The organism is Cytobacillus sp. Bac17, assembly GCF_024519925.1.
Lineage (GTDB): Bacteria > Bacillota > Bacilli > Bacillales > Cytobacillaceae > Cytobacillus > Cytobacillus pseudoceanisediminis.
In genome coordinates, this window is record NZ_JALJRC010000009.1 from 163,214 (window position 1) to 169,277 (window position 6,064).

The 6,064-nt window shown below is 39.0% G+C and carries 9 protein-coding genes; 1 reads left to right on the forward strand and 8 read right to left on the reverse strand.

The window, feature by feature from the left end:
- Positions 1 to 591 precede the first annotated feature (591 nt).
- From NR125_RS13520 to NR125_RS13550, 7 genes are all read right to left on the reverse strand, one after another.
- Positions 592 to 1,380, reverse strand: a complete 789-nt coding sequence (locus NR125_RS13520; protein WP_256815486.1) for an alpha/beta fold hydrolase — start codon at positions 1,378 to 1,380, stop codon at positions 592 to 594.
- A 487-nt stretch (positions 1,381 to 1,867) separates the two neighbouring features.
- On the reverse strand, positions 1,868 to 2,185 hold the full coding sequence (locus NR125_RS13525; protein ID WP_019381404.1) for a YbjQ family protein: 318 nt from the start codon (positions 2,183 to 2,185) through the stop codon (positions 1,868 to 1,870).
- Positions 2,166 to 2,369 carry a hypothetical protein gene (locus tag NR125_RS13530; protein WP_019381403.1) on the reverse strand — a complete coding sequence of 68 codons (204 nt, stop codon included), beginning with the start codon at positions 2,367 to 2,369 and terminating at the stop codon, positions 2,166 to 2,168. The genes NR125_RS13525 and NR125_RS13530 overlap by 20 nt, the downstream gene beginning before the upstream one ends.
- A 14-nt stretch (positions 2,370 to 2,383) precedes the next feature.
- A complete protein-coding gene (locus NR125_RS13535) occupies positions 2,384 to 2,584 on the reverse strand; it encodes a hypothetical protein (protein WP_009331473.1) in 201 nt (66 codons plus the stop codon).
- Positions 2,581 to 2,931, reverse strand: coding sequence for a YxlC family protein (locus NR125_RS13540; protein WP_019381402.1), 351 nt, complete (start codon positions 2,929 to 2,931; stop codon positions 2,581 to 2,583). The genes NR125_RS13535 and NR125_RS13540 overlap by 4 nt, the downstream gene beginning before the upstream one ends.
- Positions 2,885 to 3,475 (reverse strand): RNA polymerase sigma factor SigY, encoded by a 591-nt coding sequence (sigY, locus tag NR125_RS13545; RefSeq protein WP_009331475.1) that lies wholly within the window; start codon positions 3,473 to 3,475, stop codon positions 2,885 to 2,887. Before sigY ends, NR125_RS13540 begins: the two co-directional genes overlap by 47 nt.
- Positions 3,476 to 3,599: 124 nt before the next feature.
- A complete protein-coding gene (locus NR125_RS13550; protein ID WP_256815487.1) occupies positions 3,600 to 4,886 on the reverse strand; it encodes an MFS transporter in 1,287 nt (428 codons plus the stop codon).
- A gap of 269 nt (positions 4,887 to 5,155) precedes the next feature.
- On the opposite strand from NR125_RS13550, the gene NR125_RS13555 reads away from it, so the two are divergent.
- Positions 5,156 to 5,479 (forward strand): HPr family phosphocarrier protein, encoded by a 324-nt coding sequence (locus tag NR125_RS13555; protein WP_009331477.1) that lies wholly within the window; start codon positions 5,156 to 5,158, stop codon positions 5,477 to 5,479.
- A gap of 351 nt (positions 5,480 to 5,830) precedes the next feature.
- Here NR125_RS13555 and NR125_RS13560 read toward each other — a convergent pair whose 3' ends face one another.
- Positions 5,831 to 5,956, reverse strand: a complete 126-nt coding sequence (locus NR125_RS13560; RefSeq protein WP_256815488.1) for a hypothetical protein — start codon at positions 5,954 to 5,956, stop codon at positions 5,831 to 5,833.
- Positions 5,957 to 6,064: the final 108 nt, after the last annotated feature.

A 6,064-nucleotide genomic window follows, 5' to 3' on the forward strand; every position in this document is an offset into this window, starting at 1 on the left:
AGCACACGTTACAAAATGTAACCTGTGCTCCTTCAAAATGTGCAGGCAGATCCTGTTTACATTTTTATATGCTTTAAAGGATAGGTTACAGATTTTCTTTTTTGAATTGTTTTTTGATGATGATGAATTAAGATCATTTTGTAACCCTCCTTTTCATTTTTTTCCATATTGGTAAGATTATCACCGCTCTCACCAAAAGTCAATCAGCCTTTTTCCTATTCTTGAAAATTTTCTGTCATTAACTCATTTAAAAAATTTAAAACCCCGAGAACTGTCTGGCTCCACAAGGAATGCTTCGACAGCTTAATCATCGCACGACTAAAAGCGCTAGCTTTTAGGAGGAGCGCATCCCCCCTCGAGGTCACAAGCTTGTCTTGTTGCGGCTCCTATGGACTCGGGGTCATAAACCGTTTCCTTTCAGAAGGAAGTACGCCTTCTTACAGGAACCGTCTTATGCCTGTCGTCCATGGGCCATGCCGGGGGGGCTCGTCTTGTGCTTGAGGCCCATAGGATGTGGGTCATGCAGACGTTGCCGCAGGACGTAGCGTTCTTAGTCTGCATTCCTTTTGTGGACAAGGCGCTTCCGCTTTCTTATGATGCCAATCTTCTTTTCTGCCTCCTGATGAAATCGATGGTTATCTGGTTAAAGGCATCAGGTTTATCAATATTGCATACATGTCCTGCACCTGTAATGACTTTGACTGTAGCTGTTTTTGCTTTCTGGGCAATGCTTCTTACAGACTTAATAAACAAATGGTCTTCCTGCCCCATGATGAAAAGGGTAGGGATGTGGGATATGCTTGACTGGATTTTTCCAAGGTAAGGATTGACTGACTTTGTTAAGGACAGCCAGTTGATAAATTCCTTTTGGCACATTTTTGCTGCCTGTCTTACGAAGGCATGTCTTGATTCAAGATGATTTCTTTTTGGCATGATAATCCAGGCAAACAGCTGATAAAGAATCATATACGGCAGCATATACTTAGTTAAATTGGCAATGGCTATCAAAAATCTTGTACGCCAGTTCAATTCTGTTATCGCTCCGCCCAAAATCATGGAAGCCACTCTTTCCGGATGATCCTGCGCAATTGTCTGAATCACTATTGTTCCCAGCGAGATCCCTACGAAGTGAGACTCGGGGATATGGAGATGATCAAGCACCTCAACTATTTCCAGAGATACTTCCGAAAAATGATCTCCTTCTTCCCATGTGCCTCTTCCAGATTGACCATGTCCCCGCAAATCTACCAGCAGAACATTGAAATGCTTTTTATACTCTCTCATTTGTTTATACCAAATTGCAGAGCTGCCCCCTGCACCATGAACAAAGGTAACCCATGGCAATGATTCATCTTTTACATACGTACGGTAATATAGCATATAAACTCCAATCTACATTCAAATGTCATTTTCATAGTGTTGTTTTTAAAGGCTATTTTCTTAGAGATTGTCTTTTTGCCTATGAACTAAGCCCATTGATTTCGACTGCGGGCAGTTGCTTTCCGCGGAGGAAAAGAGCTCCTCCCTCTTCTCCCGCAGGACATTGAATAAGCTTCCTCGAGTGAACACCGCACGAAGAAAATGCGATAGCATTTTCGAGGAGTCAAGTGCCCTCCATTCCAATCAACTCAGAAAATTAAACTAACTTATATAAACAAAAATAGCCTTATTAAAAGAAGTTTCACTCTATTGTAAAGGATTTCAATGTAAATTGCTTTTAAAATCATATAAAATTCACTAGTTTCTTTTTAAGTATTTTCTGCCAAATATTCACCTGCAAATCTTTCCCTATTTTTCACAAAAGAAAACCAGTCCTATCTATCAAAATAAAAAAAACCAGCTAAAGTGTCAGCTGGTTTTTCTCCTGTTATTCTTCAATTATAGCTGCGGTTCCGTATGCAATGATCTCTGCAGCATTTTGCATAACAGCTGATGTCTGCAGCCGCATTCCAATGATTGCGTTGGCCCCTTTAGCTTTTGCATCTTCAACCATTCTGCCTATTGCCTTCTGTCTTGCTTCATCCATCATTTCAGTATATTCACCAATTTCTCCGCCTACAATTGTTTTCAATCCTGCTAGAATATCTTTTCCAATATGTTTTGTCTGTACTGTACTCCCTCTTACAAAGCCTTTAATTTCTTTAATCTCTTTCCCAGGTACCGCATCAGTAGTCACGATAATCATTTTGCTCTTCCTCCTCTTTTTCTTTTTTTCTTTCTGCAATCAGTACAATAAATATCGCAAAAATCATTAAAGCATATAAGATATAAAACATAATCGCTGCCTTAATATTGATAAACAGCATGGCGATTCCAAGCAGCTGGCCTCCTGTGGCTGTAAGCAGCAGCATCTGTTTTAACTTTTTCATCCTTCATCCCTCAATTAGTCTTTTTTCTGCCAAATCTTTCTGACGAAAATCAAGTAAAACAGCGTAGGCATTGGCGCCTGAATTAAACCGATAATACCCCATAGCCAATAATTGTGGCCATGCTTTCTTGCATCCAGGAATAGGAAGGTACTCTGTGCAATTAAGATGATCCCCACAACAATCAGCAAAGGGAGGGAAATTTCTTCGCTGCTCATGTGCCATTCACCTGCTTAACAAAGCTGACTGTACTATAAGCCATAATAAAAACAGTGACAATTCCCTGCAGAATAAAAAATACAGCTGGAACCTGATACAGCATGAATAATAAAGAAGTTACAATGAGGAGTGCTGCAACAGTGAAGATAGCTAAGTCCCTGATCAATTTCCTTTTCATCGACTGTTTTTGCTCTGCAACTAAGTTTTCAAAAAATTGCAGATCAGGTGTATATACCGGGACATTTTCTTCCAGCGATTCCAATCCGTCTTCTATCTTCTTTACAGCAGCCAGAAAATTCTCATCTTGATGATCGTGATCGAGCTGCAGTAATTTCCTGTTCGTCATGAAGCTTCAACTCCTCTCTTACAGACATGATCCCATTGTGCACTCTTGACTTGACGGTGCCTGAAGATATCTTCATCATTTCTCCTATTTCCTCATATGAGTAGCCATAATAATGTTTAAGTACGATAGGTATCCTTATCTCGTCTTTTAATTTTCCCAATGCCGATAAGGCATCATTCCATTCTTCATTTCGGCTTTCAAGGTGCCATTTCATGCGTCTGGATACTTCTTCCTCTGCTTTCCAGTTCCTCTCTCTTTTCGACTTTCGCTTCTGATCAATATACAAATTCGTCGCAATGGAAATCAGCCAGGAAGAAAATTTCGCCTTGCCATTGAACAGGCCGATTTTCTCAACACATTTGGCCATTGTTTCCTGGGCAAGCTCTTCAGCTGCATCGGGATTCATAGTGATTTTGATTAAGTATTTAACCAGAAAGGGATAGTTATTTTTAAAAAGCATGGCAAAAGCGAGCTGATCTCCTCGTTTGGCGCTTATTATAAGGTCTTTCTCCTCCATCAGCTTCTTTCCTCTCTTCTCTATCATCCCATTGTTACCTATTTATTTCACTCATAAGACGTTCAAGAGATGAAATCGTTCATATTTTATTTTAAAATTTTTTTCATACATAAAAAGCCCCTATAATAGGGACTTTTAGTCTTTTATTACATTATACTGCACCAGTCTGTTTCAAAGAATGTGCTTCACTGCTTTTTTCTGACTTTTTCGTCAATCCCGGAAGGATAAGGCTGTAAAAAACACCAACAAGTGCTAAACAGCCCCCTACCATCCAATAAAGCATTTCTACTTTGAAGAGTCCAGGAAAGCTGACAGCAATAAATCCGAGTGTTAAGGATTGGGAAAGCATCATCAGCGGGCTTATCCATCCCTGTACTCTACCCATCATCTTCGGATCAACAATGCTTGGCATCCAGCCGCCAATGGCAATGTTCACTAAAGGCAGGCCAAATGCTGCAGCAAATAATAAAGAAAGGAAAATGATCGTATTTTCAGCAAAAGAGGCAGCAATGATGAAACTTCCTGATAACAATAATCCGGCAATGATCAGCTGATAAAGTTTGAATTTTTGAGCAAGCAAAGAGGCAGCAAAGCTGCCAATCAGAATGCCAATCCCAAAGGTTATTCCAAGCAGGACTGAGTATTCCTCATAGGCGTGCGGCTCCAGCTTATATTTCAGCATAAAAATTGGCATTATGGAAAACCCGCCGTTTACCACTCCGAAAACGAAGAAACCAACAAGCAAAGCAGATAATAACCTGTGATTTAGAATATATTTCATTCCAAGATTAAAGTCCTTGAGGACAAGCGCTATATTTAAGTCTTTAAGCTTATGGCCGCCATTCGGCAGGCGGACTTCTTCGGGGATATGGCATGATCTTATTAATAATGCACTGATGATAAAGGTAAGAGCATCAGTCATAATTGCGCCGTATACTCCCACTGTCCAGTATACAAAAATGCCTAGACCATTTCCGAACAGCATGAAAAGACTCATCACAACCTGATTTAGGCCCGCAGCAGTGGTATAATCTTCACTTTTCAATATTCCTTGAATCATTGCATGCTCAGCGGGAAAAAAGAATTTCTGGATTGCACTCCTCAGGAACAATACTGCAAATACCAGCGGCATCCAGCCAATGAGAACAGTCAGCAAAAGTACAATTGATAATAATGAGCTGATCCAGTCACAATAATAAGCAATTTTCTGGCGATCCATCCTATCCGCAAACACTCCAACTAAAAAAAACACCGCCAGAGTCGGAACGGAGAACATCAATTCAGTTAATGTAGCATAAAAAGGCTGTTCCGAGAAACGGTCAAGCAAATAAAACATGAATGCTGTTAAACCAATTGTACTGCCCATCTGAGAAGTAAAGTTAGCGAAAAACAATTTCACATAATTGGCATTTTGAAAGATTTCTTTGAATTTTTTCATCCCTTTAACCTCAGTTTCCCGGTTTATATCTCCAGTTTAATTAGTGACAAACAATTGATTAAGCGGCTTTTGATGGTTTTTATCTCCTGCTGGAGACTGATAGTGCCTCACCCCTGATATCATTAGCGACTTAAAAAGGTAATTATTCACACTTTGAATCAGGGTGGTTTACGGTTCAGATTACATGGGTAAATCCCTAGTACAACCACATCATTAATATCATTAATCGATTAATATATAAAATACTTTTTGAAAAGGAGATTTTTAAAATGAAAGAAATAATTTCTACCAATGTTTTAGTCCAAAATAGGTTCACAATGAAGAAAATGCTTGAAATTTATCAAGTAGCAAAACAATTTGAAGGCACTACATACCTCTACAGCAAACACAAAGCTGTGGATGCCTCAAATCTGTCTAAATTAGTGTCTTTCCTATTAACAGTGAAGCCGCAAACGACCCTAAAAATCATTGTTGAAGGAAATGAAGTTCAGAAGCATCTGGAAGAAATCAAAGAAATGTGCAGCAACCATGTTTCAGTTCTTCGCATGTCAGAAAAACGCTTAATCAATTCAGCTGAAACATTTCAGCTATAAGTGACCATTTTATTGCATAGTGATTGGAGTGAAGATAGATGATACGTACAATTTTTATGGTAGTTGGAGCAATTGTGGTAATTGGCGCGATAATCAGCTGGTTATTCTAAATAATTTCTATTAAAAAAAGGCCATTCGGCCTTTTTTTAATTATAAGCTATGATAATTGGCTGAGAAAAACCAGATTCTTCATGGTGAAGCCATTTAAACTGACGGAATCCAGCTTCCAGCAGCAGCTTTTTTAGGCCTTCCTTTTATAGACTCTATACTGGGAATATTATATCTATTTTAGCTGAAGCTAAAGTCTGGGTCCCAATAATGGAAAACAAACCAATATAGAAGATGATTTTTTTATGCCTTCTTCCGATAATATAATAGATTATCCAGCACCTCTCCCTGTCTGGCAATGGAACGATCCCAGTCCTCAAAAATCAAGTGACAGGCTTCTGCTAAATCAGCATAAAATTTTTCTGCCATGATAAAAAGAGTACAGTTTTTCACTGTACTCTTCAGACTGTCGACAAACTCGATGAAAATCGTGCTTGTCTGCAGTCTTTTTTATTTTAAAATAGAAGTAATACAATG